25 protein-coding genes are annotated in these 26,361 nt (G+C 46.4%); 3 read left to right on the top strand and 22 right to left on the bottom strand.

The features are described 5' to 3' along the window. Positions 1–21: 21 nt before the first annotated feature. From buk to ACRRQV_RS01905, 4 genes are all read right to left on the bottom strand, one after another. Entirely contained in the window at positions 22–1,107 is a 1,086-nt protein-coding gene (gene buk / locus ACRRQV_RS01920; protein WP_432527085.1) for a butyrate kinase, read from the bottom strand. 265 nt (positions 1,108–1,372) lie between these two features. Continuing rightward, positions 1,373–2,467 carry a Leu/Phe/Val dehydrogenase gene (locus tag ACRRQV_RS01915; protein WP_432527083.1) on the bottom strand — a complete coding sequence of 365 codons (1,095 nt, stop codon included), beginning with the start codon at positions 2,465–2,467 and terminating at the stop codon, positions 1,373–1,375. Between the two features lie 22 nt (positions 2,468–2,489). Then, entirely contained in the window at positions 2,490–3,371 is an 882-nt protein-coding gene (gene yqiS / locus ACRRQV_RS01910) for a phosphate butyryltransferase (RefSeq protein WP_432527719.1), read from the bottom strand. A 164-nt stretch (positions 3,372–3,535) separates the two neighbouring features. Beyond that, positions 3,536–5,581: a sigma 54-interacting transcriptional regulator gene (locus ACRRQV_RS01905; protein ID WP_432527717.1), complete on the bottom strand. Its 2,046-nt coding sequence runs from the start codon at positions 5,579–5,581 to the stop codon at positions 3,536–3,538. A 124-nt stretch (positions 5,582–5,705) separates the two neighbouring features. Between ACRRQV_RS01905 and ACRRQV_RS01900 the strand changes: the two genes are divergently transcribed. Beyond that, positions 5,706–5,939 (top strand): DUF2627 domain-containing protein, encoded by a 234-nt coding sequence (locus ACRRQV_RS01900; RefSeq protein ID WP_432527081.1) that lies wholly within the window; start codon positions 5,706–5,708, stop codon positions 5,937–5,939. 68 nt (positions 5,940–6,007) lie between these two features. Here ACRRQV_RS01900 and ACRRQV_RS01895 read toward each other — a convergent pair whose 3' ends face one another. From ACRRQV_RS01895 to ACRRQV_RS01810, 18 genes are all read right to left on the bottom strand, one after another. Further along, the gene (locus tag ACRRQV_RS01895) at positions 6,008–6,448 is read right to left on the bottom strand and encodes a plastocyanin/azurin family copper-binding protein (protein WP_432527079.1); all 441 of its coding nucleotides are present in this window, start codon (positions 6,446–6,448) and stop codon (positions 6,008–6,010) included. A 332-nt stretch (positions 6,449–6,780) separates the two neighbouring features. Then, the gene (gene spo0A / locus ACRRQV_RS01890) at positions 6,781–7,530 is read right to left on the bottom strand and encodes a sporulation transcription factor Spo0A (protein WP_432527077.1); all 750 of its coding nucleotides are present in this window, start codon (positions 7,528–7,530) and stop codon (positions 6,781–6,783) included. 34 nt (positions 7,531–7,564) lie between these two features. Next, entirely contained in the window at positions 7,565–9,262 is a 1,698-nt protein-coding gene (gene recN, locus ACRRQV_RS01885) for a DNA repair protein RecN (protein WP_432527075.1), read from the bottom strand. A gap of 15 nt (positions 9,263–9,277) precedes the next feature. Next, a complete protein-coding gene (ahrC, locus tag ACRRQV_RS01880) occupies positions 9,278–9,727 on the bottom strand; it encodes a transcriptional regulator AhrC/ArgR (protein WP_432527073.1) in 450 nt (149 codons plus the stop codon). Between the two features lie 96 nt (positions 9,728–9,823). After that, complete coding sequence (locus tag ACRRQV_RS01875) at positions 9,824–10,645, bottom strand: TlyA family RNA methyltransferase (protein ID WP_432527071.1); 822 nt, start codon at positions 10,643–10,645, stop codon at positions 9,824–9,826. Further along, on the bottom strand, positions 10,642–12,546 hold the full coding sequence (dxs, locus tag ACRRQV_RS01870; protein WP_432527715.1) for a 1-deoxy-D-xylulose-5-phosphate synthase: 1,905 nt from the start codon (positions 12,544–12,546) through the stop codon (positions 10,642–10,644). Before dxs ends, ACRRQV_RS01875 begins: the two co-directional genes overlap by 4 nt. Positions 12,547–12,639: 93 nt before the next feature. Further along, complete coding sequence (locus ACRRQV_RS01865; RefSeq protein WP_432527069.1) at positions 12,640–13,518, bottom strand: polyprenyl synthetase family protein; 879 nt, start codon at positions 13,516–13,518, stop codon at positions 12,640–12,642. Further along, positions 13,515–13,751 carry an exodeoxyribonuclease VII small subunit gene (locus ACRRQV_RS01860; protein WP_432527067.1) on the bottom strand — a complete coding sequence of 79 codons (237 nt, stop codon included), beginning with the start codon at positions 13,749–13,751 and terminating at the stop codon, positions 13,515–13,517. Before ACRRQV_RS01860 ends, ACRRQV_RS01865 begins: the two co-directional genes overlap by 4 nt. Position 13,752: 1 nt before the next feature. Next, positions 13,753–15,102: an exodeoxyribonuclease VII large subunit gene (xseA, locus tag ACRRQV_RS01855; RefSeq protein WP_432527065.1), complete on the bottom strand. Its 1,350-nt coding sequence runs from the start codon at positions 15,100–15,102 to the stop codon at positions 13,753–13,755. A gap of 73 nt (positions 15,103–15,175) precedes the next feature. Beyond that, entirely contained in the window at positions 15,176–16,051 is an 876-nt protein-coding gene (folD, locus tag ACRRQV_RS01850) for a bifunctional methylenetetrahydrofolate dehydrogenase/methenyltetrahydrofolate cyclohydrolase FolD (protein WP_432527063.1), read from the bottom strand. A 16-nt stretch (positions 16,052–16,067) separates the two neighbouring features. Then, complete coding sequence (gene nusB, locus ACRRQV_RS01845; protein WP_432527061.1) at positions 16,068–16,457, bottom strand: transcription antitermination factor NusB; 390 nt, start codon at positions 16,455–16,457, stop codon at positions 16,068–16,070. Between the two features lie 310 nt (positions 16,458–16,767). Further along, on the bottom strand, positions 16,768–17,166 hold the full coding sequence (locus ACRRQV_RS01840) for an Asp23/Gls24 family envelope stress response protein (RefSeq protein ID WP_432527059.1): 399 nt from the start codon (positions 17,164–17,166) through the stop codon (positions 16,768–16,770). 15 nt (positions 17,167–17,181) lie between these two features. After that, on the bottom strand, positions 17,182–18,531 hold the full coding sequence (accC, locus tag ACRRQV_RS01835; RefSeq protein ID WP_432527057.1) for an acetyl-CoA carboxylase biotin carboxylase subunit: 1,350 nt from the start codon (positions 18,529–18,531) through the stop codon (positions 17,182–17,184). Between the two features lie 14 nt (positions 18,532–18,545). Next, positions 18,546–19,040, bottom strand: a complete 495-nt coding sequence (gene accB, locus ACRRQV_RS01830; protein ID WP_432527055.1) for an acetyl-CoA carboxylase biotin carboxyl carrier protein — start codon at positions 19,038–19,040, stop codon at positions 18,546–18,548. A gap of 128 nt (positions 19,041–19,168) precedes the next feature. Beyond that, positions 19,169–19,729, bottom strand: coding sequence for an elongation factor P (gene efp / locus ACRRQV_RS01825; protein ID WP_432527053.1), 561 nt, complete (start codon positions 19,727–19,729; stop codon positions 19,169–19,171). Between the two features lie 17 nt (positions 19,730–19,746). Then, positions 19,747–20,814 carry a M24 family metallopeptidase gene (locus tag ACRRQV_RS01820; RefSeq protein ID WP_432527051.1) on the bottom strand — a complete coding sequence of 356 codons (1,068 nt, stop codon included), beginning with the start codon at positions 20,812–20,814 and terminating at the stop codon, positions 19,747–19,749. Then, on the bottom strand, positions 20,811–21,251 hold the full coding sequence (aroQ, locus tag ACRRQV_RS01815) for a type II 3-dehydroquinate dehydratase (RefSeq protein WP_432527049.1): 441 nt from the start codon (positions 21,249–21,251) through the stop codon (positions 20,811–20,813). Before aroQ ends, ACRRQV_RS01820 begins: the two co-directional genes overlap by 4 nt. 160 nt (positions 21,252–21,411) lie before the next feature. After that, positions 21,412–23,970 carry a vitamin B12-dependent ribonucleotide reductase gene (locus ACRRQV_RS01810; protein ID WP_432527047.1) on the bottom strand — a complete coding sequence of 853 codons (2,559 nt, stop codon included), beginning with the start codon at positions 23,968–23,970 and terminating at the stop codon, positions 21,412–21,414. A 487-nt stretch (positions 23,971–24,457) separates the two neighbouring features. On the opposite strand from ACRRQV_RS01810, the gene ACRRQV_RS01805 reads away from it, so the two are divergent. Next, a complete protein-coding gene (locus ACRRQV_RS01805; RefSeq protein WP_432527045.1) occupies positions 24,458–24,841 on the top strand; it encodes a rhodanese-like domain-containing protein in 384 nt (127 codons plus the stop codon). A gap of 186 nt (positions 24,842–25,027) precedes the next feature. Then, positions 25,028–26,299, top strand: coding sequence for an ATP-binding protein (locus ACRRQV_RS01800; RefSeq protein ID WP_432527043.1), 1,272 nt, complete (start codon positions 25,028–25,030; stop codon positions 26,297–26,299). Positions 26,300–26,361: the final 62 nt, after the last annotated feature.

The raw sequence follows: 26,361 nt of genomic DNA, 5'->3' as shown, positions 1-26,361 counted from the left end.
AATGACCTCCTTCTTGCTTCTTTATCCTGTTGGATAGATTTTTGATTTTTCCTCGCCTTTTAATACCCGGACCGCACCTTCCGCTAAAGCTTGAAGGTCGTTTTCTCCTGGGTACACCACCACATCCGCTATCCAGCTGACTCGTTTTGTAATGGAATCGACAAATCCTTTTCCATACGCCAGTCCGCCGGTTAAGATGATGGCATCTATGTTTCCACTTAATACAGCGCTTGCAGAACCGATTTCACGAGCAACTTGATAAGCCATTGCTTCGTAAACTTGCTCCGCTTGTTTGTCGCCTTTTTGGATTCGCCTTTCAACAGCCATTACATCATTCGTGCCCAAATATCCGGCCAGCCCACCGTGGCCGATCAGTTTTTTCATGATTTCATGGCGGTAATACTGCCCGGAAAAACACAAATCAACCAAATCGCCAGCTGGCACTGTTCCGGCGCGTTCAGGACTGAAGGGCCCGTCGCCGTGCAAACCGTTATTGACTTCAATTACGCGTCCACCCGAATGGACGCCGACAGTTATGCCGCCGCCCATGTGAGTGACTATTATTTTTAATTCTTCGTATTTACAGCCCTGCTCTTTTGCATAAAGGCGGGCTGCTGCTTTTTGGTTTAACGCATGGAAAATCGATTTCCGGTCAATCAAGGAAAACCCTGAAAACCGGGAAATTGGATCCAATTCGTCCACGACAACCGGATCGACAATAAATGAAGGAATGTTCAGCCCGCCGGCAATTTCGTAAGCGAGAATTCCGCCTAGGTTCGAGGCATGCTGGCCAGCATAGCCCGCCCGCAAATCGCTAAGCATATCCGAATTCACCAAATAGGTGCCTCCTTCAATTGGCCGGAGCAATCCGCCTCTGCCGCAGACCGCTGACAAGTTGGACACGTTCATGCCTTCTTCATCCAACGCTTCCAAAATTTTTTGTTTCCGGTATGCGTGCTGGTCGGAGAACGAGGCAAATTGTGCCAACTCGCGTTCAGAATGATGAATGGTTTTTTCCATAATCAGGATATCGTTGTCAAAAACGCCGATCTTAGTCGAAGTTGTGCTGGGATTGATGACTAATATGCGATGCAGCTGTCCTTGCAAAACGATCTCCCCATTTCTTTGCTTTTGTCCAGCTTCAGCGGCCAGCTTCTCGGGTCGTAAGCCACTCTGCCTGTGTGGCAAAAAGCGCCACTTCGGCAGATTGTCTTACGCCTGTCGAACCTAAACGGCCGCTTCCGCTTTTCTTTTGTCTAGTCTCCAGTGCCTAGCTCTTCGGGACATAAGACTGCTCGGCTGTGCAGCAAAAAGCGCCGCTTCGCCGATCTGTCTTATGCCTGTCAGAGCTGAACAGGCACTTCCGCTTTTCTTAGCGTCTGCTTAAGATATTGTGTTCGTTGCGCAAAAACTGGCTGCGCGAGTTGCGTACGCGTTCAATGCGCTCTTCCGCCATACGGTCAGCAGCAATATAGCTTGGCACGTTATCGCGTTTTGAGATTTCGAAGATTTTAGAAATGCTGTCGTAAATTGTTTCAACGCGCTTCATCGCACGTTCGTTGTTGTATCCGTATAATTCATCTGCAACGTTGATGACGCCGCCAGAGTTGATAACAAAGTCAGGTGCATAAACGATGCCTTTTGCTTCAAGTTCATCGCCGTGGCGTTCTTCTTTTAATTGGTTGTTCGCAGATCCTGCAACCACTTTCACTTTTAATTGCGGAATGGTGTCATCGTTGATGATCGCGCCCATTGCACATGGAGCAAAAATGTCGGCTTCTTGCGAATAAATTTCGTTCGGTTCAACTGCAATTGCACCAAAGTCGTTTACTGCGCGTTCAACAGCTTCTTTGTTGATATCGGCAACGATCAATTTCGCGCCTTCTTCGTGAAGGTGTTTGCAAAGTGTATAAGCAACGTTTCCGACGCCTTGGACAGAAATGGTTTTGCCTGCCAACGAGTCGTCGCCGAATGCTTCAAGCGCTGCCGCTTTCATGCCGATGTAAACGCCGTAAGCAGTTACTGGCGAAGGGTTGCCTGAAGATCCGAATGCTGGAGAGATTCCAGTAACAAAATCTGTTTCTTCGTGGATCAAGTCCATATCAGCCACAGTAGTCCCTACATCTTCAGCTGTAATGTAACGGCCGTTCAAGCCTTGGATAAAGCGGCCGAATGCGCGGAACATTTCTTCGTTTTTGTCTTTCAACGGATCGCCGATAATAACGGTTTTCCCGCCGCCAAGGTTAAGCCCAGCAGCTGCGTTTTTATAAGTCATGCCGCGGCCTAGGCGGATTGCATCTTCGATTGCTTCTTCTTCTGTTGCGTAGTTCCACATGCGCGTCCCGCCGAGTGCAGGCCCAAGCGTTGTGTCATGAATGCATATGATGGCTTTAAGCCCTGAGTTTTTATCTTGGCAAAAAATTAATTGTTCGTAGTCGTGTTGTTCCAGTCTTTTGAAAATTTCCATTGTCAATTCCTCCTAATATGTCTCATGAAATAGTTGAAGATTGAATCGCTAAAGCCAGGGAAAGCAATCGGCTTTCTGCGCTGTCTGCCCGGGAAGCTAAAACTATTGGCGCTTTTGCTCCCATCACCACAGACCCGGCTTTTGCATTTGAAAAATGAATCAATGATTTGTATAGGATATTGCCGGATTCAATGTTTGGAACGAGCAAAATATCGGCTTTGCCGACTGAATCGCCCAAAATTCCTTTGTGTTTGGCCGCTCCTAGCGAAATCGCATTGTCGAGCGCCAAAGGCCCATCGACAACGCAGCCCGGAATTTGGCCGCGCTTGTTCATCACCGCCAGCGCAGCCGCATCGAGTGTGGCTGGCATATTGGGATTGATGGTTTCGATTGCAGCAAGAGGCGCCACAATCGGCATGTCAATGCCAATTGACGTTGCAAGTTGAACAGCATTTTGGATAATGTGTTTTTTGTGTTGGAGGTCTGGTGCAATATTCATTGCCGCATCGGTTATAAATAACAGCCGCTCAAATCCAGGAATTTCGAATGCTGCAACATGGGACAATAGCTTGCCCGTCCGCAGGCCAAAATCCGGATGCAAGACCGCTTTTAAAAACAATGCGGTAGGGATATACCCTTTCATCAAAACAGTGGATTCATTGACGAAAACCGATTGTACAGCCTTTTCAGCTGCGTCAGCCGATCCATCGGCATGAACCAGCTCAATTTTCGGATGTCCGATCAATTGCGGGAAATGGCCTTGAATCATTTCCGTTAATAGTTCTTCATCGCCAAACAGTTTAAACGCGGCCAATTGTTTTTGGAGAGCCAAATTAACCGCTTCCAAAACTATATTATCTGCCGCTGCTGCCACCGCTATGGTTTCAATCGTATGTACGGCCATTTTTTCGGTTAAAGCAGTCAATGCAACCAAGTTTTGTCACCCCGCTCCTTATCTATTAAAACAGAAAAAAGCTTATTATATAAGGGATGTAAGCGTTTTATTTCGGTTTCCGGACCCTTTACCTTGCAAATCTTTGCAAAACCCTGCAAATCTTTGCAAAGCCCTCAGTTTAGGCCATATTTTTCGAGTTTATAATACAAAGTCCGGAGCGAAATTTCCAGCTGTTTAGCTGTTTTGGATTTATTCCCTTTAAATTGCGTAAGCGCATGGTGGAGAATGGCCCGTTCCACGGTATCCAGCTGTTCTTGCAAAGGCACCGAAGCTTCTACGACCACTTCGTTCTTGGCTTCAGCCGCTTTCAGCATATTCAAGGGAATGTGGTCTTCCGTCATCACTTTTTCGTACATCTGCATGAAGATCATGGCGCGGCTGATGACATTTTCCAATTCCCTGACGTTGCCCGGCCAATCATAGACCCGCAAAAGCTGCAGCGCTTTGTCTGTAATCGATTCGACATTTCGCCCGTACTCCTGGTTGAGTTTTAACAGGAGGCGTTCGATGATTTGCGGAATGTCTTGCTTGCGGCTGCGCAAAGGCGGAATTAAAATTGGCATGCGGTTGAGCCGATAGTATAAATCTTCGCGGAACGTGCCGTCGAGGAGCGCTTTTTCCATATTGGCATTGGTCGAGGCTATTACACGGACATTGACGGGAATCGGTTTGGTTCCGCCGATGCGCATCGTTTCATGTTCCTGCAAAACCCGCAGCAATTTACTTTGGATGGCCGGCGACAATTCACCGATTTCATCCAAAAAGATGCTGCCGTTGTTCGCTTCTTCGAAAAGCCCTCTTTTTTCCCCACTCTTTATAAAAGGAACGGCTCCTTCTTCGTAGCCGAACAATTCGCTTTCCAGCATCTCCTCAGAAAGAGCTGCACAGTTGACGCGGACGAATTTGTTGAATTTCCGTTCGCTTGCACTATGGATCGCGTGCGCAAACAACTCTTTTCCAGTACCCGATTCTCCCCTCAGCAAAACGGTAACAAGCGTTTGGGCGGCAAGCTTGGCTTGCTGCAGCGACAATTGCATTTCAGAAGAAAACCCGATAATGTCATCAAATGTATATTTGGATTCAAGCGTGCGGATGATGCTTCGGGCACGGTCCAATTCTTTCATTAACGATCGGATTTCTGTTGTATCGTGGATAACGCCGACGCTTCCTTTTAATTTATTGTCTACGATGATCGGGGCTACATTGACAATCACTTCGCGGTTGGACGGGCCGACTTTCATGTTGACGCCACGCACAGGCTTACGGGTTTTCAACGCTTTAAAGTGCATGCTTTCCCCCTCCGAAATATCAGCGGAGGCCGGCTGGCCGATGACGTCTTCCATCTGCAAGCCGGTAATGCGCGTATAGGCAGGATTGACAATTAAGCCGTTGCCGTTTTCATCCACGACGGAAATGGCATCGTCGCTCGACTGAATGATCGCTTGCAGCATTGTCTGAATTTCTTTCAAATCGGTTATTTCTTCGGCCAGCGACACCACTTCCGTAATATCTTTGAACACGGCAAAAGCGCCGATCGTTTCCCCGTGCTCATCAATCATCGGGAATCGCGACGTGACAATTTTCGAACCGTTTGTTAGTTGCAGTTCCCTGTTCAGATCGGTTCTTCCCGTTTCATAAATGCGCGGCAGTTCACTCGCTGGGATCAATTCGTGGATCGGTTGCCCGATGACGGAATCGATAGCGACATCAAGCATCCGGGCAGCGCTTTTATTCAAAAAAATGATCCGGTTGTTGCGGTCAATGCCGACCATTCCTTCTTCTATTGAATTGAAAATGATGTTTTGCTTATAGCTTTCTTCGCTTAAACGCGTAATGAAATGCTCTTTTTCGTTTAACAGTTTGACCAATACATTGGCAATGCTCCCAGGAATGATGACCGTTTTTTTTAAGAAGTGCCGCTGCAGCTCGAGTTGGACTTCGTCACTTCCCGTTGCATTAAAAACAATGTCAACATCGCCTGCCGAATAGCTGCGGTAGTCATTGTACGCTGAAATTCCAGCAGTCCGCGCCATCCCAATGGCGGGGGCAGCCAAATTAATGTCCACCACGCCTTGAACTTGCAGATAATCTGATTCCAGTAACATTTGAAGTATGGCAGAACCGCCGACGCCTCCGCCGACAATTAATACGTTTTGCAATTGCATTCAAACCCTTCATCGTGTTTTTTGCAAACCTTTGCAATCCTTTTCTTAGCGTACAGCAGGTTTGAATTCTTGACAACTTTAATGGAATTGGAAACAATGGGAGGGAAGGAGTGGAAACATGGGACGATTTTTAGCGTTTATAATCTTACTGATACCCGGCATCATGGCAGCTTACGGAATCAAACTTATGCGAGATACCTTATTTAATAAATTACTCGAGCCTTACCCCGCGTTATGGCTGCAATTTACTTTGGGAACGATTTTCGTTATACTCGGTATTGGATTTTTTGCTGGCTTCTTGCTTAACCGAGACCGCAAAAAAGGAACGGTTCAAAAAAGATTCCAAAAATAGAAAAAGTGCTTCCCTTTTTGGGAGAGCACTTTTTCTTCTTTAGACAACTGTTGCCTCTTCTAAGCAACTTAATCGAATGTTACATTATGCTGCACATCGTCTTGATTAGTCCAAGTAATGGTCGTTCCGGGGGCGACTGTAATGGTTTCTTCCCCGTATGCAAAGTCAGCGATCTCAATGGCAGCCTCTCCAGAAATATCCGCACCTTCTTCCACTAGGACTGTCATGGTCATCTTCGGATGAGGTTGGCAATGAATTGGAAATTCCCCTGCTTCATTAAACAAATAACTTACCTTTTCACCTTTGGCGATCAATGGCGATGCCTCTCCGCTTTTCGCTTCTGCCGGGTTGTCCCCGCTTGGTTCAGCAGCCGGTTTTTCTTCCTTTTCATGGTCTTGAGCATTCATGTCCTCTGCGGGCATCTCTTGATTTGCTTGTTGCGCTTCCCCGCCGCATGCACCAAGAAGCAAAAGCCCTCCAACAAACATAGCGCTGAATTTTTTGTTCACGTTGATCTCGCCCTTTCTATAGTTTATTCAATAAACGAAAGGAAATAACATGTCGAGACTTCCACAAAACAAAGCCAGTGCTGCTGCCGAAACCCTTATTTTAAGTAGATTATGCGCTTGAAAAAGCCGTTTGGCAATGCCCTTTTCCATGTATTTTCCCGTTGTTTTAGTTTTTTTTTGGTGCCGATTTGGGTTTTATGTATTTCCTTATGTAAAAAACTACATTTCTTGCTTTGCGCAGGATATTTTGTTTTATTCAAATAAAAACAGCAGTTTTTAACCAATGTAGGATAAAAACTGCTGTTTTATAACGTAGCAAAGCATGAAATTTTTTAACGTTTAAAGCGAATTGTATCCGCAACCATTGCGATAAATTGCGAATTGGCCGGCTTGAATTCCAAATGCTCTTCGCTATAGCCAAAAATAGTTGATAAATGCTGCGTATCGCTATTGTTCCAGACGGATTCAATGGCGCTGCGGATTGAGCGTTCCACACGCGTCGGTTTCGTATTATATAATTTTGCAATGGTAGGATATAATGATTTCGTCACTTTTGTTAAAAAGTCAGGATCTTCTAAAACCAAGGAAATGGCTTCCTTTAAATACGTATAGCCATTCAAATGAGGCGGAATGCCAATTTCTTTCACAAGGTTTGTGATTTGTTCGTCACGGATTTCTTTTTCGCTTTTTGGATCCCCTTTTGCCCGGTTATCCATGATGTGATTGATTTGCAAAACAAGCCGTTCCGCTTCAAAAGGTTTCATAATAAAATAAGAAGCCCCGTTTTCAGCGGCCTGGCTCATGATCGCTTCTTGGCCGAAAGCCGATAGCATGATCACTTCAATGTTTTTCAATTCCTCATCTTCTTTAATTACATCCAGTACGGCTATGCCGTCTAAAAAAGGCATGATGACGTCGAGCAGCAATACATCAATTTGATGGTTTTTTAGCATATCGACGCACATTTTACCGTTGTAGGCAACTGCAGATACCTCCATATTTGGCTGGTTGTTCAAATAATCGCTAATGAGGGTGACCAGTTCGCGATTATCATCTGCAATAGCGATTTTAATCTTCTCCATTTCGTACTCCCCCTGGCGACTGCCTCTTGCTGTTTCATCTCATCGTAAGCTTTCGGTCATGAGCCAGTGTCAACAGTTCTTCAGCATGCTGCAATGTTAAATCTGTGATTTCAGCTCCCGACAACATGCGGCTCATTTCTTCCGTCCGTTCACGGCCGCTAAGTTCATGGACCGCTGTTATGGTCCGTTGTTTGTCCACGCGCTTCTCGATAAACAAGTGCTGGTCTGCCATCGCTGCCACTTGAGGCAAATGCGAAATGCATAGCACCTGTGAATGAATCGAAATCGCCGCGATTTTTTCGGCAATCGCTTGCGCCACACGTCCGCTCACACCAGTATCCACTTCGTCAAAAATGAGGGATGTGACGCCTTGGTGCTTGGAAAAAATAGTCTTCAGCGCAAGCATCATCCGAGACAATTCTCCGCCGGACGCCACTTTCGTCAGCGGTTTAAGCGGCTCTCCCAAGTTGGTTGAGATGTAAAAAGAAATTGCATCCCGGCCATGCCGGTCAAATTTATTGTTCGGCAAAGCACTAAAGTTCACTTCAAAAGAGGCTTTCCCCATATGAAGCTCTTGCAATTGCTCCATAATGGCCATGCCAAGGCTGACTGCAGCTTTTTTCCGGAGAATCGTTAATTCTTCCGCTTCTACCCGAAGGTCTTCCGTCAATTCTTTCAGCTTTGCCTGATCCAGCTGAAGGCGCTGGTCGCGGTTAAGCAATTTGTCCAGTTCTTCTGTCTGCGCTTCATGGTAAAGCAAAATATCTTCGACCGAAGCACCATATTTTCTTTTTAGCGATTGAATGAGCGACAGCCGCTGTTCAATTTCGTTTAAGCGCTCTGGATCAAACTCCATCACATCAATGATGCGCTTGATTTCCGTTGAAATGTCCTGGATTTGGAAAAATGCGCTCGACAAAGACTCCGAGTGAACGGTAAATTGCTCGTCTACTGAAGCCGCATGCTCGAGTTCCGACATCGCTGAACCAACCCAATCCAACCCCTTGGATTCGCCTTGGATCGCTTCGTGCGCTGCAGATACCGATTCGTATATTTTATTGAAATTCTGCAGCTTCTTGCGCTCCTGGATAAGATCTTCTTCTTCGCCCGCTACAAGTTCCGCGGCCCCGATTTCGCGCAGCTGAAAAGTCAGCAAATCGATGCGCTGGGCAATTTGCTGCTCGTTGTCATTATAAGAAGCAAACTCGCGTTTTAAACGGCTGTATTTCTCAAACGTGTGGGCGTAGCTTTCTTTCGCTTTCGACAAACTGCTGCCTGCGAATTGATCCAATAAATGCAAATGTTGTTTTTCGTCCATCAATTCCTGCGTTTCATGCTGGCCATGGATGTCAATCAACGCTCCGCCAATTTCCCGCAAAATGGAGATTGTCACCAATTTCCCATTGATCCGGCAAACATTTTTCCCTTTATCGTTCAATTCCCGGCGCAGCACAATGTCTCCGTCGCTTGTCGGAACCCCGAGCTCTTCCAACTTTTGAAACACAGGATGGCTGGCGCTTTCAACTGAAAACAAGCCTTCGATTTCAGCTTTGCTCGCCCCATGCCGAATAAATTCCTGGCTTCCCCGTCCGCCGGCAAGCAAATGGACTGCATCAATAATGATTGATTTCCCTGCCCCTGTCTCTCCGGTCAAGACGGTCAGTCCTTCATTAAAACTGACAGCCAATGCATCGATAATCGCAAAATTGCGTATCCCCAATTCCCTTAGCATAATTTCTCACCTCAATTAAAGCATTTCAATTAAACGCTGCTTTAAAATTTCACGCTGTTCCGTGTCCCGGCAAATGATCAAACATGTATCATCGCCACAGATGGTTCCCAAAATTTCTTCCCAATCCAAATGGTCAATTAATGAACCAATGGCGTGGGCATTGCCCGGCAAGGTTTTCATAACCAGGAAATGGCTGGCACCGTCAATGCTGACAAATGCATCAGTCAATGCACGGTGCAATTTCTGCATAGGATTAAAGCGCTGATCAGCTGGCAAGCTATACTTGTACCGGCCATCCTGCAGCGGCACTTTCACCAAATGCAATTCTTTTATATCGCGCGAAACGGTCGCTTGGGTCACCGCATAACCTGCTGCTTTAAGCAAATCCACGAGCTCGTCTTGCGTTTCGATTTCTTGGTTAGAAATAAGGTCTCGTATTTTAATATGACGCTGTCCTTTGTTCATCGGGGCCTCCTGGGATGAATATTTATTCTATATCCCTAATATCGTACCTTTAAACGGCATCAAAAACAAGAAAACACATTCCAAAATGGAATGCGTTTATAACGTTTCGTGTGCAATTTTGACAATTTCTTCAACCGTTTCTTCGGAAACTGCTAAAATTTCGCTGTTTTCGTGGGCTGATTGAAGGTGAAAAAGAAATTCGATATTGCCTTCGCCTCCGGTAATGGGGGAGAAACTCATGTTTTTTAGATGAAAACCGGCCTCAGTCGCAAAAGCACCGACTTTCAATAGTACGCCACGGTGCACTTTAGGATCGCGGACGATGCCTTTTTTGCCGACATTTTCCCGCCCGGCTTCAAACTGTGGTTTAACCAAAGCGATGACATCGCCTCCCGGAACCAAAATTTGCTTCAACACCGGCAAAATGATTTTCAACGAAATGAACGATACATCGATCGTTGCAAATTCCGGCAAACCGCGTTCAAAATCTTCCGGTTTGGAATGGCGGAAGTTGGTGCGTTCCATGACGGTGACCCGCTCATCCTGGCGAATTTTCCACGCCAGCTGGTTATAGCCGACATCCAGCGCGTAGCAATGCTTGGCACCGTTTTGAAGCGCGCAATCGGTGAATCCGCCCGTAGAAGAGCCGATGTCTAACATCAGCTTGCCTTCTACAGAAAGATCAAATTCAGCCAACGCTTTTTCAAGTTTTAGACCGCCGCGGCTAACGTATTTCAAATCGCTGCCCTTCAGTTGCAGCGGAGCATCTTCCGGGATTTTTTCACCCGGCTTATCCATCCGCTCTTCATTGGAATAAACGATGCCCGCCATGACGGCCCTCTTCGCTTTTTCACGCGTTTCGCAGATGCCCCGTTCAACCAGCAAGACATCTACACGTTCTTTTTTCGGTTTGTTCATAAGGCTTTAAATCCTGCTTTTGTTTTTAGTTGGACATGCTTTTTGACCACGTTGACAATTTCATCGCTATTTAAATGAATTTCATCCATTAATTCCGCTACATCGCCGTGTTCGATAAATTGATCCGGAATGCCAAGCCGATCGACTACAGCTTTCGTGTACTGGTTTTCTTGGACAAATTCCAATACCGCGCTGCCAAATCCGCCTTGCAGTACAGCTTCTTCAACCGTAATAACAGGCACGCTGCGGTTAAAAATCGAATGAAGCATTTTAGTGTCCATTGGCTTGATGAAGCGGGCATTGACCACTTCAGCATGAATGCCTTGTTCTTCGAGTTCAAGTGCGGCATGAAGTGCCATCGGGATCGTTGTGCCAAAGGTTAAAATGACAGCATCTTTCCCTGGTTTCACTACTTCCCATGATCCGATCGGCAACGCTTTTAATTCGGTGTCCATTGCAACGCCCAAACCATTGCCCCGCGGATAGCGAAGTGCAATCGGACCGCCGTTGTAATCAATCGCCGTTTTAACCATATGCTGGCCTTCATTTTCGTCTTTAGGCATCATGATGACCATATTCGGCAAATGGCGAAGGAAAGCGATGTCAAAGACGCCTTGATGCGTTTCTCCATCCGCTCCGACTAGACCAGAACGGTCGATGCCGATAAAGACATTTAAGTTTTGGCGGCAAATATCGTGAAGCACTTGATCGTATGCGCGCTGAAGGAATGTCGAGTAAATTGCTAGAAACGGTTTCATGTTTTGAGTGGCCAGTCCTGCAGCCATTGTCGTTGCATGTTGCTCGGCAATGCCGACATCAAACATTCGTTCAGGGAATTCAGAAGCAAAGCCTTCCAGTTTAGAACCAACTGGCATAGCGGGCGTAATGGCCACAATTCGGCCGTCTTTTCGGGCAAGTTTCCGCACCGTTTCTGCGATCAATCCGCTCCAAGACGGCGCTTTCCCGGACGATTTCACCAAATCGCCAGTTTCCATTTTATAGGGGCCTGTTCCATGCCATGTGCCGATGATGTCTTGTTCAGCCGGCAAAAAGCCTTTTCCTTTTTTGGTCACAACGTGAAGAAGCACAGGGCCATCCACTTTTTTCGCATACAAAAGGTTTTCTTCAAGCTCTTCTAAGTTATGTCCGTCAATCGGTCCAAGATACGTAAATCCAAGTTCTTCGAAAAACATGCCGGAAACAAGCAAATATTTCAAGCTGTCTTTGACGCGCTCAGCTGTTGCCGCTAGTTTCCCGCCGACTGCAGGGATTTTTTTCAAAATGTATTCCAAATCATCTTTTGCTTTGTTGTATTTGCCAGCTGTCCGCATCCGCCCCAATACATTATGGAGAGCACCGACATTTGGCGCAATCGACATTTCGTTGTCGTTCAAAATGACGATCATATTAGTTTGTTCGTGGCCAATGTGGTTCAGCGCTTCAAGCGCCATCCCGCCGGTCAATGCTCCATCTCCGATAATCGGAATGACATGGTTTTTGTCTTTTTTGATGTCGCGTGCCGCTGCCATTCCCATAGCCGCAGACAATGAAGTAGAGCTGTGTCCGGTTTCCCATACATCATGCTCGCTTTCGATTCGTTTCGGAAAACCGCATAAGCCTTTAAATTGGCGAAGTGAATCAAATTGGCCCGCTCTGCCCGTTAAAATTTTATGGACATAAGACTGATGCCCTACGTCCCAAAGCAGTTTATCAGAAGGGCTGTCAAACACTTTATGCAGCGCTATCGTCAATTCCACAACACCGAGGTTCGGGCCGATGTGGCCTCCTGTTCGTGATAAGTTTTCTATTAAAAATCGCCGGATATCTTCACTTAATTCAACAAGCTGCTCATTGTTCAGCTGTTTTAAGAAAGATGGACTGGTAATCGTATGAAGATCCATTGCCATCACTCACCTTTTTAGAAATTTTGCCGTAAATATGTCTGTTTCTATTATAACAATGTATAAAGAATAGACAAATTACAGCACTGAAATTCAGTTTTTTCTTTGCACAATCAATTCTGTCAGTTCAGTTAGCAGCGTCAATTGGCCGCCAAGCGAGCTGATTGCCTGAAGGGCTTCATTTGCATGAAACTCCAATTTTTCCTTTGCTTTTGGCAGCGTCAAAATGCCCGGATACGTGCTTTTTTCGCTGGATTCGTCTTTTCCGGCTGTTTTTCCAAGCTCTTCAGAAGTGCCGGTTACGTCCAAAATATCATCTTGGATTTGAAAAGCGAGGCCCAAATGCTCGCCAAATCGGCCAAGCGCTCTGATGTCTTCCGCTGAAGCTTGGGCCAGTATGGCTCCGGCTAAAATGCTGAACGTTAACAAAGCCCCGGTTTTCAAACGATGAACGTTTTCCAGTTCTTGTAAGGAAAGCTTTTTTTCTTCTCCTTCGATGTCAAGAACTTGTCCACCGACCATGCCTTCGGCTCCGGAAGAAATGCTCATCAAATCAATGAGGCGGACCTTGTCGTCGCTTGAAACGTGTTCCAAGCGCGCAATAATGCCAAAGCTGTAAGTCAACAACGCGTCACCCGCTAAAATCGCCAGCGCTTCGCCGTAAACCACATGGTTTGTCGGCATCCCTCTTCTCAAATCATCGTCATCCATGCTCGGCAAATCATCGTGAATCAACGAATACGTGTGGATCATTTCGATTGCAGCTGCCACTTTTAAGGCATCTGGATGTTCACCGCCCAATTCATGGAGCACCGCCAACAGCAATATCGGACGGATCCGTTTGCCGCCTGCTTGCAATGAATAGTTCATTGCTTCTTTTAACGATGCCGGAATGGCCAAAGCCTTGATTTGCGCAGACAGTTCCTGTTGAATCAACGGTTCATAATGCGTGCGAAATTCGGCTAAGTTCATTTGGAAGGACCGTCCGTTTCTATGTTCGCCGGCACTTCTTTGCCGTCGTTCATCATGGTGACAAGCTGTTTTTCTGCACTTTGCAATTTATCATGGCACACTTTTGACAGTTTCATGCCTTTTTGATAAAGCGTCAGTGCGTGTTCAAGCGGCACATCTCCTTGTTCTAAAAGACGAACGATTTCTTCCAATTGTTCCATCGCTTCATTAAACATAATTTCTTTTTCAGCCATCTTAAGAATCTCCTTTGCTTGTTGGGATCACATCTTCTACGGACGCTTTTACGGTTCCATCTTTCAAAGCGATTTCAAGTTTATCGCCTCGTGCAACTTGGACCGTGCTTTTGACGACTGCCCCGTCTTTGTACGGGATTGAATAGCCGCGGTCCATAACTTTTAGCGGACTCAATGCATCAAGGGTGCGCATAGCGGCAGACAGCTGGTGTGAGCTGTTTTTTAAATGAACTTCCATCAATTGATCCAAGCGCTTGGCCAATTGATCGATGTCCAGTTCGGACTGCTTGATGCGTTTTAGCGGTGCTTTGCTTTGCAGCTGGCTATCCACACTGGCATGCCGTTCTTTGCTGCGCCGCAATTGCTGCAACGCTTCCCGCTGCAGCGAATCGGTCGCACGTTCAACGCGTTCGATAAACGGGCGGTACAACCGGTCCGGATAAGCGAGCGGAAACGAACTGGTCAACCGGCCTAGCGCCGCTTTTTCTTTCGCCAAACTGTTGGCAATGGTACGGTACATGCCGGCACGGTAGTTTAAGACGCGGTCCAGCAATTCCGTTTTGCTTGGAACAGCGAGTTCTGCCGCAGCAGTTGGCGTAGCAGCGCGCAAATCCGAAACAAAATCAGCGATGGTCGTATCGGTTTCGTGGCCAATTGCGCTTATGACGGGTATGCGAGAAGCGAAAATGGCGCGTGCGACACTTTCCTCATTAAATGCCCATAAATCCTCAATCGAACCACCGCCACGGCCGACGATCATCACATCATAATCGCTTTGGTTTGCCGCTTGGATCGATTTGACGATCGAAGGCGCTGCTCCCGTCCCTTGCACAAGCGTTGGATACAGCACGACTTTGGCAAGCGGGTACCGGCGGTTAAGCGTGATGATGATGTCTCGGACAGCCGCTCCAGTCTGGGCAGTGATGACCGCTATTTTTTTCGGAAACCGGGGGAAGGTTTTTTTGTGGGCAGGACTGAACAAGCCTTCTTTTTGAAGCTTTTCTTTCAGCTGCTCAAATGCCAAATAATAATCGCCGATGCCGTCCGCCTGCATAGATTGGGCATACAGCTGATACTGGCCAGAAGCTTCGTATACCGTCACATCGCCGCGAATCAAAACGGTCATTCCGCTTTCCGGCCTGAATTTCACCGATTTGGCATTGGCGGAAAACATGACTGCCGGAAGGCGGGCTGCATTGTCTTTGAGCGTAAAATAAATATGTCCGCTCGTATGGATTTTTACATTCGATAATTCGCCTTTAACGTAGACATCCCGCAAATGAGGATCCGCATCAAATTTCTTTTTTATGTATTTTGTCAACGCTTTGACGCTTAAATACGGGTCGGCCATTCCAATTTCAACCCCTGTCTCAGAAAGTAAAAAGCTGTCTTTCTCCCGAAAAACAGCCCTGCTTTTATTTAGTTTACATGGTTCCCGTACTTTTGTCTTTTGTGATGCTGTTTTCAGCTGATTGCACGGTGTTTTCCATCAACATGGCAATGGTCATCGGACCAACGCCTCCAGGCACCGGAGTCATATACGAAGCGGTATTTTCCACATCCGCAAAATCCACGTCTCCGCATAATTTTCCGAATTCATCGCGATTCATGCCTACGTCGATAACGACAGCTCCCGGTTTGATATGGGTGCTTTTCAGCATTTTTGGAATGCCGATCGCCGCAATCAGTATATCCGCTTGCTTGGAGTGGAAGGCCAAATCGACTGTTTTTGAATGGCAGTACGTCACCGTTGCGTTTTTTTGCAGCATCAATTGGCCGACCGGCTTGCCGACAATATTGCTTCGCCCAATGACGACGGTATGTTTGCCAGCAGGATCAATTTCGTAATGCTCCAACAGTTTGATGATGCCATGCGGCGTGCACGGCAAAAAGGCTTCTCTGCCGATCATCATATTGCCGACTGAAATCGGATGGAATCCGTCCACATCTTTTGCTGGATCGATCGCTAAAATGACATTGAATTCATCTATCTGTTTCGGCAGCGGCAGCTGGACCAAAATGCCATGGATGTTCGGATCTTGGTTGAGCGACTCGATGGTTGCCAAAAGTTCTTGTTCAGGCAGTGTATCTGGAAATTGGAGAAGATCTGACCGCATGCCAAGTGCTTCGCATGTTTTTTGCTTGTTTTTTACATATGTAAGAGAGGCAGAATTTTCGCCAACGATCACGACGGCAAGCCCGGGGACAATGCCTTGTTTTTTTAGTTTTTCGACTCGTTGCTGTACTTGCACTTTAATTTCTTGGCTTACTGCTTTTCCATCTATTCGTATAGCAGTCACAGTCATTCCTCCAAACTTAATTTGCTAGTTCATCGGTAAATTTCGACAACACGCCATTGACAAAACGGCTTGATTTTTCATCACCAAATGTCTTGCTGAGTTCAATTGCTTCGTTCATGACCACGCGGGACGGTGCATCTTCCATATAGCTCAATTCAAAAACTGCCATTCTCAGTATGGTCCGTTCAATTTTCGGCAAACGTTCAAGCGACCAATTTTCCAAGTGGCCTTTTAATTTTTCGTCGATTGCTTCTAAATTGGTATGCGTCCCTTGGACAAGCATATTGAAAAAATTATCGTTCTCGCCTGCCATGACATGGTCGATTGCTTCATCGATCGTAAGTTCAGTTCCATCCAATTGAAATAAGGTTTGGAGCGCCTTTTCTCTTGCTTCGTGTCGTTTCATAATAAATTCGGTCTCCTTTTTGGGCTAATTATCCCTCATTATACAGGTAAACCCGCTGAACTTCCATGTTTGAAATAGTCTGACAAGAACCAGCCCGAAAGGCACTTCGGGCTGGTTCTTTGCGTCGAAGCTAGCGCAGCGATGCAGGAGCACATGGTTTTAGCGGGGCTGTTTTACGGAATATCGGCAATTGGCAATTATTTATACAATTTATTTAACTTACATATTTTAAAAGATTAGAGCATAGTGTTATACATAAAAAGCTACCCATTAAAGCCAGAACAGGCGCTTCAACGGATAGCTCATGAGTTTATTCGATATGGGGTGCTGTTTCAAACTGGACGCCTGTAATATGGACGTTCACTTCCTGCGTTTGCAAAGAAGTCATCGTTTCAAGCGTTTGCCGTACTTGTTCTTGGATTTTTTGCGCCGTTTGAGGAATCGAAACCCCGTAATTGACGACGCAAAAAACGTCGATCATCAAACCGCCTTCGGTCAATTCGGTTTTCACGCCTTTGCCGAGCACTTTCTTCCCGAGACGTTCAACCACGCCGGAAGCGAAATTGCCGCGCATGCTGGCGACGCCTTCGATATCCGTTGCAGCAATGCTTGCAATGATTTCCAAAACTTCGGGCGCCACTTCAATATTGCCCAAGTTTTGCGCGCCAGTGGATTTCATTTTTAGGTAGGAAACTGTTTTTTCAGCCATTGGTGATTCTCCTTCCTAGGACTCTAGCACATCGTAAAGTTCAAGGAATTTCGTATTGAAATCCCCGGATTTAAACACTTCGTGATCCATTAATTTTGAATGGAAAGGAATGGTCGTATGGACGCCTTCGATTAAAAATTCGCCCAATGCCCGTTTCATTTTGGCAATCGCTTCTTCGCGCGTATCAGCAAAAGTGATCAGCTTCGCTACCATGGAGTCGTAATATGGCGGAATGCTGTAGCCTGGATACATCGCGGAATCGATGCGGACGCCCATGCCGCCTGGCGGCAAATAGACTTCCACTTTGCCTGCTGAAGGCATAAAATTCTTCGCCGGATTTTCGGCATTGATGCGGCATTCGATTGCCCATCCCTTGAATTTCACATCTTCTTGTTTGTAAGCAAGCGTTTCGCCAGATGCAACTTTTAATTGCTGCTGGATCAAGTCAATCCCCGTAATCATTTCCGTTACCGGATGCTCCACTTGGATGCGGGTATTCATTTCCATGAAATAAAACTGTTGGTTGGCCACATCGAAAATAAATTCAACGGTGCCCGCTCCGCGGTAGTTGACGGCTTGCGCCGCTTTTACTGCCGCGTCGCCCATTTGCGCCCGGATTTCCGGCGTAACGGCCGGTGAAGGCGCTTCTTCCACCAGTTTTTGCATGCGGCGCTGAATCGAGCAATCGCGTTCGCCTAAATGAATGGCATTTCCATGGGAATCCGCCAACACTTGAATTTCCACATGGCGGAAATCTTCGATGAATTTCTCGATGTAAACGCCCGGGTTGCCAAAAGCAGCGGCCGCTTCTTTTTGAGTCATTTGAAGGCCTTTGACAAAGTCTTCGCGGGTACGAGCTACGCGGATGCCTTTACCGCCGCCGCCGGCTGTCGCTTTGATGATGACCGGAAAGCCAATTTTCTCTGCAATTTCCAGCCCTTCTTTTTCGTTTGCCACAATGCCCGTCGATCCCGGAACAACCGGAACTCCGGCTTCGCGCATCGTTTCGCGCGCGACATCTTTTGTTCCCATCTTGGAAATCGCAGCAGATGTCGGCCCGATAAACACGATGTCGACCGCTTCGCAAAGTTCTGCAAAGCTAGCGTTTTCGGCTAAAAATCCGTATCCCGGATGAATGCCGTCGCAGTTCGTCAATTTCGCTACACTGATGATGTTGGAAAAGCTTAAATAGCTGTCTTTTGATGCTTTTGGCCCGATGCAATACGCTTCATCTGCCAATTGGACATGAAGGGCTTCTTTATCCGCTTCCGAATAAACAGCAACGGTTTCAATATCCATTTCTTTGCAGGCGCGGATAATGCGGACCGCAATTTCGCCACGGTTGGCAATCAATACTTTTTTCACGTAGTTTCTCCTCCTCAGTTTGTTTTTACGAGGAAAAGAGGCTGGCCGTACTCGACAAGCTGGCCATCTTTAACGAGAATTTCAGCAATTTCCCCATCTACTTCTGCTTCGATTTCATTGAATAATTTCATCGCTTCAACGATGCAGACCACTTGGTCAGCTGTAACGCGCGTGCCTTGCTGAACGTAAGCCGCTTCTTCCGGAGATGGCGATTGGTAAAACGTGCCGACCATTGGAGAAAGAATCGGGTGCAAGTTTTCATTTTTTTGAGCTGGGATTTCAGGCACTTCTTCGGAAACCAATTCTTCTGCTTTAGGCGTATTTGCAGGCGCAGCCGCTACCGGAACGGGTGCTGCAGGTGCTGAAGCCGCTTCGTTTGTCGGAGCGCTTGCTGAAGCTCCCCCATTTTTTTTCAATTTGATTTTTGTGCCTTCGGCTTCGTATGTGAATTCATCAATTGAAGACCCATCCACTAATTTAATGATTTCACGGATTTCTTGAATTTTCAAATTATCCTACTCCCCTTCACTATGTATATGCTATTCACCTAATCTATTTTAGACGTTTTCTCATCTTTTTGAAATAGGCAACCTAACATTTAAAAAAAGGCCTCTGCTTATAGAGGCCATTTCCGTTTTTATTGTGCGCGTGATACGTATGAAGAATCGGTTGTGTTGATGATCAGTTTGTCGCCTTCGTTGATAAAGAACGGCACTTGCACAGATAAGCCGGTCGAAAGAATTGCCGGTTTCGAACCGCCGCTCGCTGTGTCGCCTTTGATGCCTGGATCGGTTTCAACCACTTCAAGAATGACCGAGTTCGGCAATTCAACGCCAAGAACTTCTCCTTGGAACTGGATCACTTGCACTTCCATGTTTTCCTGAAGGAATTTCAATTCGTATTCGATGTTTTTAGCTGGAATTTCGATTTGGTCGTACGTTTCGGTATCCATAAACGCGTGGGCATCGCCACTGGCGTATAAGTATTGCATTTTGCGGTTGTCGATTTGCGCTTTTGCCACTTTTTCTCCAGCGCGGAATGTTTTTTCCGTTACGCTGCCTGTGCGTAAATTGCGCAGTTTTGTGCGGACAAACGCTGCTCCCTTTCCTGGTTTCACGTGCTGGAATTCCATAACGCGCCAGATGGCGTTATCCACTTCAATGGTTACGCCGGTTTTAAAATCGTTTACTGAAATCATGTAAGTTCCTCCGTTTGTTATAAAATACGTAGCTCTTTTGTGGAGTTAGTCAATCGTTCATTTCCTGACTCGGTTATCAGTATATCATCTTCAATACGAACTCCGCCAACTCCGGGCACATATATTCCCGGTTCAACCGTGACAGCCATGCCTGGTTCAAGGACCGTTTCCGATTTGAAGGATAGCCCAGGACCTTCGTGCACTTCAAGGCCGATGCCGTGCCCAGTCGAATGGCCGAATGCTTCACCGTATCCTTTGGACTTGATGTGATCGCGGGCAATCGCATCTGCTTCAATGCCGGACATTCCCGGCCCGATTTTTTCGACTGCCAATACTTGGGAATCCAACACGATCTGATAAATTTCTTTCAGTTCTTCAGAAGGTTCGCCAACTGCTACCGTGCGCGTGATGTCGGAAATATAGCCATTGTAAAGCGCACCAAAGTCCAGTGTCACCATGTCGCCTTGTTCGATTACTTTATCTGTCGCAACGCCGTGCGGCAATGCCGAGCGCGTTCCTGAAGCTACAATGATATCAAACGATGAAGAAGTTGCACCTTGTTGTCTCATGAAAAATTCCAGTTCGTTGGAAACTTCCAGTTCAGTCCGTCCAGCGCGGATAAAACCGCAGATGTGTTCATACGCCGCGTCCGCGATTTTCGCCGCTTGCTTCAATACTTCCACTTCTTCTGGTGTTTTGATCATGCGAATTTTTTCGATTAACCCGCTAACCGGTTTTAATTCCGCTTCGAGCTTCTCTTTGTATTGCACAAATGTGGCATAAGTTATGTATTCTTGTTCAAACGCCAAGGACTTGATGCCTTGTTCTTTGGCGAGTTCCGTCACTTCTTCTAATAGGCTTGTTTTTGCTTGGATAATTTCAAAGTCTTTTACTTGAGCTGCCGCCTGTTCGGTATAGCGGAAATCAGTAATGAACCATGCTTTGTCGCGAGTGACCACCGCGAGGCCCGCAGTTCCGGTAAAGTTCGTGATGTACCGCAAGTTATATGAGCTGGTTACCAGCAACGCTTCAAGCTGTTGTTTTTCCATTTCCGTGCGCAATTTTTGTAATTTCAATCTAGTCATCCCCTTTGGTTTGATAGTAATAACGCGTGCAGCGCCAATTTGTAGACATCCTTGCCGAAACCTGCGATTTGCCCTGCTGCGACCGGCGCAATAAACGAATGATGGCGAAATTCTTCTCGGCTGTAAACATTCGAAATATGCACTTCGATTACTGGAAGCTGAACTGACGCAATCGCATCACGAATGGCTACGCTTGTGTGCGTGTAAGCGCCGGCATTCAACACTATGCCGGACAATTTATCGTCTCCCGCTTCGTGGATCCAGTTGATCAAGTCCCCTTCTTGATTTGATTGGCGGCATTCCAGTTCGATGCCATGTTCCGCGGCAAACTGGCCCAGCTCTGTTTCCAGCTCTTGGAGCGTGAATGTTCCGTACGCTTCTTTTTCTCGCTTGCCGAGCCGATTCAAGTTCGGTCCATTCAAGCACAACACCCTCATTTCACCACTCCTCTCCTTCAACTCCTTCATTATTTTATCACAAGGAGTGAATCGAGCAACTATTACAAAAACAATAAACGGCACGAATTGCAAGCGCATAATCGCTTAGGCATGAAAACAGAAAAAAACGCGGCGGCCGAAGCCGTCGCGTTCAGATAGATCAAAGCCCGCATTTTAATTGGGCATTGCAGTTGGTGCAGGTGTTGCAGCCACCCATTTCTTCCACTGTCCCTTTTCGGCAAACCGGACAAATGTCGCCTACTTCAGAGCCGATTGTCACATTGGTAGAACGAAGATCTTGAATGGTATCAATAAGGACGATTGGACGTTTCGCTGTTACTTCCTCAGCATGCTCTTCTTCAAACGTGTTTTCTTCCGCTTTCAGCGTCAACACTTGAGAATCACGGCTGCCGTCAACGTAAACTGTACCGCCTTTTGCGCCGCCTTTGTAAAGCCGTTCGTAGACGCCTTCTACTTGCTCAACTGTGTAGCCGCGCGGTGCGTTCACCGTTTTCGAAATGGACGAATCGATCCAGCGTTGGATGATGCATTGCACATCAGCATGGGCTTCAGGCGCCAAATCCATTGACGTGACAAACGCTGTCGGAAGATTTTCTTCGTCGGCTTCTGGATTGTTTTTCAAATACTCCCGAACGATATCGGCTTTTACTTCGATAAATTTGCCGAGTCTGCCGCTGCGGTAGTAAGTGAAGGAATAATAAGGTTCTAATCCGGTAGACACGCCGACCATTGTGCCCGTCGAACCGGTTGGCGCGACCGTCAATAGATGCGAGTTGCGAATCCCTTTTTCAAGAATAGCTTCCCGGATATGTTCCGGCATGCCTTGCATAAAGCCGGTTTCCGTAAACGCTTTGCGGAGCGCCGCCGTTTCTTCGTCAGTCTTGCCGACTAGGAACGGGAAGCTTTCGCGTTCTACAGCCAATTCAGTTGATTCTTCATATGCCGCCACTGCAATCGTTTTGAAGATCTCATCGACCAGCTCGTTGCCTTCTGGCGAGCCGTATTCTTTATCGCAATAAATCAACAGATCCGCAAGGCCCATCACACCAAGGCCGACACGGCGTTCACCGAGTGCCTGTACGCGGTTTTCTTCCAAGAAATAAGGCGTTGCATCGATGACGTTGTCTTGCATGCGGACGCCGACGCGAACCGTTTCTTTCAATGCTTCAAAATCCACTTGTTTTGTAGCGGCATCTGCAAACTGCGCCAAGTTGACTGCAGCCAAGTTGCACACTGAATAAGGAGCTAACGGCTGCTCGCCGCACGGGTTGGTCGCTACCACTTTTTGGCCGTATGCTTTCGCATTGGTTTTTTCATTGGCGTTGTCAATAAAGAAAATGCCCGGTTCTGCTGAATAAGTCGCGCAGACATTGATCAAGTTCCAAAGGTCGCGCGCTTTCATCGTCCGGTAGGTGCGGACTTTGTGGCCCATTTTTTCCCACTCGCGGACATCGCCGACTTCGTGCCATTGTTCGTTGTAAATGGCCATTTCTTCTTTTGAATACGATTCAACAGCCGGGAAGCGCAATTCGAAATCCGCATCGTTTTCGACAGCTTCCATGAAATCGCTTGTCAATGTCACGGAGATATTGGCGCCGGTCAGAAATTCTTCGTTATGCACGGAGTACGTTCCGCCGTCGCGAAGTTTTGTTTCAGCGTCGCGCATGATTTTTTCATTAAAGCCGCCCATGCCTGGAATCGCACGATAATTTAAGATGCCTTGATACATCGCTTCTTCTTGCTCTGTCAATGGCTTGAATTTTAATTTCTCATTGGCCAGCTTTTTGATTGTTTCGTCTTCCGTGTTTTCAATCAAATAACGGAGAATGCGCGGATTTTGCATTTTCGAGATGATAAATTCCGCAATATCCGGATGCCAGTCAGCCAGCATGATCATTTGTGCCCCGCGGCGCGATCCGCCTTGTTCAACCAAATGTGTCAGTTTGGCAATGTCATCAAGCCATGAAACGGAACCTGAGGACTTGCCGTTGACGCCGCGCGCCAATGTATTGCGCGGGCGAAGCGTTGAACCGTTTGTTCCGACGCCGCCGCCACGTGACATGATTTCCATCACTTGTTTGCGGTGGTCCGAAATGCCTTCGCGTGAATCTGCTACAAACGGCATTACGTAGCAATTGAAATACGTAACGTCTGTGTCAGCCCCGGCTCCGTAAAGAACGCGCCCTGCTGGAATGAATTTCAATCCGACAAGCTGCTCGTAGAATTTTTTAAACCAATGCTGGCGTTTTTCAGGTGTTGCTTCTACTGATGCAAGTCCAGTCGCATTGCGTTTTGCGATTTGTTCGTAAAAGACTTCAAGCGGTTTTTCAATGACATCAAGCGAACGCAAAACAATGCCTTTTTCCTGTTCGTCCGGCTTGTCGATGGCGCTTCTGTAATCTTCTTCAATCCACACGCGCGCTTTGTTGGCCGCTTTATCAAGAGAGACGATATAGCCAAGCCCGCGTGCCGGGAATTTCGGATCTTCCTTAACCGTCAAGACGACAAAATCGCCCGCTTTCAGCGTCTTTTTTTCCGTATCCTTGAACGAATAACGGTCAATCATGACGAGGCGCGAAACCCCTTTGTGTGTAATTTTCATGTCTTTTGTGACGGCGTGGACTTGAGGAAACGATTTAATGTCCTCGTTTAAAGAACCAGCATCTAAAGTATATTCGGATTGTGTGGCAGAAACCATTTGACAATTCCTCCTTCATATTATATGGAGATGAACACTATATATAGTATTACTACATTCCCCATGATACTATATGTTGAAACACTTTTAAATAACAAAATTATGCTTCCCTTTTTTAATGGAGTGAAAAGCTCGATTTATCAAGGTTTTCATTTTCAAAATGAGCCAAAAGACTCCTTAGCCCTTGAAAACTCTCAGCATCTTCAGCCTTTTTATTTCTTTAAACACTTGACATCTGCTAGTTGCTCTGCTGTCAATTTGTAAGGCTGCAAGTTAACTTCACGAGCTGCGGTGAAACCGACTTTTCCAGCCAAAACGCACTCTATCTTTCGCTTTTTCATTTTATACTTGAAAACCGTTTGATAAATTGCCAAGAAGGATAATTCACAAGATTGCCTCCTAAATTCCGCAATAAGTGTAACATTGCCATTGAATAACCGTCACTCCTTCTTTTATAATGAAGAGAGAAAAGAAAGGGGCAAGAACATTGGAGTTACTTTATACAATTTTAGTTATTTTAGTAGTAGCGATCGCATTCGCTGTCGTTTCTTATTTGCGCATTAAAAAAGCGGTCACCACGTTAACGCAAGAACAATTTATCGAAGGCTACCGAAAAGCCCAATTGATTGATGTCCGGGAAGCAAAAGATTTTGCTGCTGGGCACATTTTAGGATCGCGCAACATTCCACAAACACAATTGCGCCAACGCTATAAAGAAATCCGCGCCGACAAGCCGGTTTACTTATACGACCAAAACGGAGCCCGCAGCGGCCGTGTCGCTCTTTTTCTAAAGAAAAAAGGCTACAACGACATTTATCAATTGCAAGGCGGGTTCAAGCAATGGACCGGCAAAATCAAAGCCAAATCCTAACAAAAAAAGTCTTTCCTAAGCGGGAAGACTTTTTTTTCTACAGCAAAATTCATTTGCAGGTAGTGAAAGTCCTTTTTTCTCTCGTTTTGATCACCAGACGAAGCCATTAAAGCACTCATTGCTTTTATGATCGTTGTAAGCAAACCGAATATACCTATTCAACTTCTAAAGAAATGAGGAACTTTGATGAAACCAATGATTTTATTTCCACATAATGATTCCCTTCGCGACATATTGCCGTATTATGCGGATATTGCAGCGGTTTCGAGCCGTATCGTTTCTGCGTTGAACAATCGGTCGGAAGGTTCCTGGATGCAAGTGGACATTTCCGATACCATCATTCAGCTGCATACCTATTTGTTGGAAATGATGGAAAATGGCTTGGTGCCCTACGAAACGCTGTCATTTGTCTACGAAGGGCGGCCGCTCGGCAAAATCACTCATGCAGCGGATGATTCGCACAGCGGCAAATTAAAAATCCAGGAAACGTTCGAAAACCGCTTGGTCTTTTTTCCGGAGCACGAAGTGGCCATTTGCCAGTTGGCTTATTACACGAGCTCGGACAACAGCTGGCCGGAATTCCATTGCTTTGCAAAATCGGTGGATGCGGCATTCACTTTCTTAGAAGCGATGAATGAAAAGCAGCGCCAAGTGCTGATGAGCAAAATCACGTTCCTTGTGGATACCGACGAAGGCATAAAGCGCCGCAAGAATGGCGAAATGGCCATCGTGGCCCGTGAAGAAGTAATGCTCAATGAAGGAACCAAAAAAGATATTTTCCGGTCCATTGATGAATTTTTTAACGCCGACGGCCAGTTTTTCAAAGATTACGGAGTTCCTTATAAACGCGGCATTTTGCTTTACGGCGCACCGGGCAATGGCAAAACGACTTTGGTCAAGTCCATAACCGGGTCGACAAATGCGCCTGTCGTCTATTGGCAAATAACGGAATTTACAAACAGCTACTCGATCCAGGAAGTGTTTGGCATCGTGTCGCGGCTGGCGCCGGCCATTTTGGTCATTGAAGACATCGATTCCATGCCGGAATTCACCCGCTCGGTTTTTTTGAACACTTTGGATGGCACACAATCGCGTGAAGGGCTTTTTATCATCGGGACGACCAATTACCCTGAACAAATCGATCCGGCCTTAATCAACCGTGCAGGCCGCTTTGACCGAGCCTATGAAATTCCGTCGCCGGACAAGAAGCTTCGTGAACGCTACTTGCGAAAACTTGACGTCAATTCAATTTTTACTGAAGCTGAAATGCTCGAAATGGCCAATTTGACAAAAAGCTTATCGATTTCCCAACTCAACGAGCTTTACATGTCTTCTGCCCTCAATTGGCATTATGACGGCGATTCGGGATTTGCCAAGCGGATTGCGGAGCTGCAAAAACAAAACAAGCGCACCAAGCAAAAAGATTGGGTGGAAGAAGAATCTCCGATCGGGTTTTAAATAAAAAAATCCCACTTATTTGAAGTGGGATTTTTTTATGTTTAGTTTAATACGACAAATTA

It is taken from the genome of Planococcus sp. YIM B11945 (assembly GCF_050864155.1).
In the GTDB taxonomy this organism is placed as follows: Bacteria; Bacillota; Bacilli; order Bacillales_A; family Planococcaceae; genus Planococcus.
This window is presented reverse-complemented; position numbering and strand designations above follow the sequence as displayed.